Below are 1,504 nucleotides of genomic sequence, written 5' to 3' on the forward strand. Positions count from 1 at the left end.
CAACGCCGTTCAGTTAGGCGTTTCGGTGGGCTGTCAAGCGTGTCGTGGAGACGAAGCAGCGGAGCTCCGGTATAGAGGGTGGTCACTCTAAGACGCCCTTGAACCTGGAGCTCCGCTGGCTGATCAGATTGCCATAACTCGGACGGTGAGGGTAGCCGCGGGGGTGTTCGCGCCGGGTCATCTGGGCGAGCTGACTCGGCTGGTGCCGTTCGAGATGGTCGATGATGTCCTGGCCGTGACCAGGCGAACGCAGTCACGGGTTCGGCTGTTGCCGGCCCGGGTCGTGATGTATCTGCTGCTCGCGGGATGCCTGTTCGCCGAACTCGGATACCGGCAGGTGTGGTCCAAGCTGACCAGCGGGTTGTCCGGCCTGCCGCTCGTGGCGCCCACCGGCAGCGCCCTGCGCCAAGCCCGGCAACGTCTCGGTCCGCAACCGGTGCAGGCCCTGTTCGATCTGTTGCGCGGGCCGGCCGTCACCAGCGCCGCTCAGGTGCGCTGGCGGGGTTTGCTACTGACCGTGGTCGACGGGACTCTCCTGACGGTCGCGGACTCGGCCGCCAACAGGGGCCGCTTTACCAAACAACGCTGCAACCACGGCGGTTCCGGCTATCCGCAACTACGGCTCAGCGCCCTGCTGTCCTGCGGCACCCGCTCAGTGATCGACGCCGTGTTCGACCCGGTCAGCGTCGGGGAACTCGACCAGGCCCGCCACCTCTGCCGCAGTCTGCGCCCCGGGATGCTGCTGCTGGCCGACCGAAACTACGCCGGCGCAGACCTGATCATCACCTTGGCCGCCACCGGCGCGCACCTGCTGATCCGCTGCAAGACCGGCCGCAAACTACCGACCCTGCGCCGCCACCGCGACGGATCCTTCTCCTCCATCATCGGCGGGCTGCCGATCCGGGTCATCGACGCGCAGATCAGCATCACCACCACCGCGGGCACCCACACCAGCGGCTACCGGCTCATCACCACACTGCTCAACCCGCACGCCCATCCCAGCGCCGAACTGATCCGGCTCTACCACCAGCGCTGGGAAATCGAGACCGCCTACCTCGAACTCAAATCCTCGATCCTGGGCGGACGAGTCCTACGCGCCCGCACCCCCGACGGCATCCAGCAAGAAATCTACGCCCTGCTCAGCGTCTATCAACTACTACGAACCGCGATGGTCGACGCCACCGACAGCCAACCCGGCACAGACCCCGACCGCGCCAGCTTCACCACCGCCCTGAACACCGCCCGCGACCAGATCGTGCACGCCGCCGGCGTCATCGCCGACACCGCCATCGACCTGGTCGGCGTCATCGGCGCCAACGTCCTGGCCCACCTACTACCCGAACGCCGCCTACGCACCAAAACCCGCATGATCAAACGCTCAAACAGCAAATACCAAGCCCGCGGCCCCACCATCGACCGACGCAGCTACCAAGCCACCACCAACATCAACATCATCAGCCCCGACCCTTGACGACCACACCAAACGCCTAACTGAACGGCGTTG

At 66.1% G+C, this 1,504-nt stretch carries 1 protein-coding gene; it reads left to right on the forward strand.

Annotation, left to right across the window (positions count from 1 at the left end):
• Positions 1-163: 163 nt before the first annotated feature.
• Complete coding sequence (locus ACIA3K_RS31665; protein ID WP_396805542.1) at positions 164-1,471, forward strand: IS4 family transposase; 1,308 nt, start codon at positions 164-166, stop codon at positions 1,469-1,471.
• The last annotated feature ends 33 nt before the right edge of the window (positions 1,472-1,504 follow it).

Origin of the sequence: Micromonospora sp. NPDC051543 (assembly GCF_044454415.1) — a bacterium.
In the GTDB taxonomy this organism is placed as follows: Bacteria; Actinomycetota; Actinomycetes; order Mycobacteriales; family Micromonosporaceae; genus Micromonospora.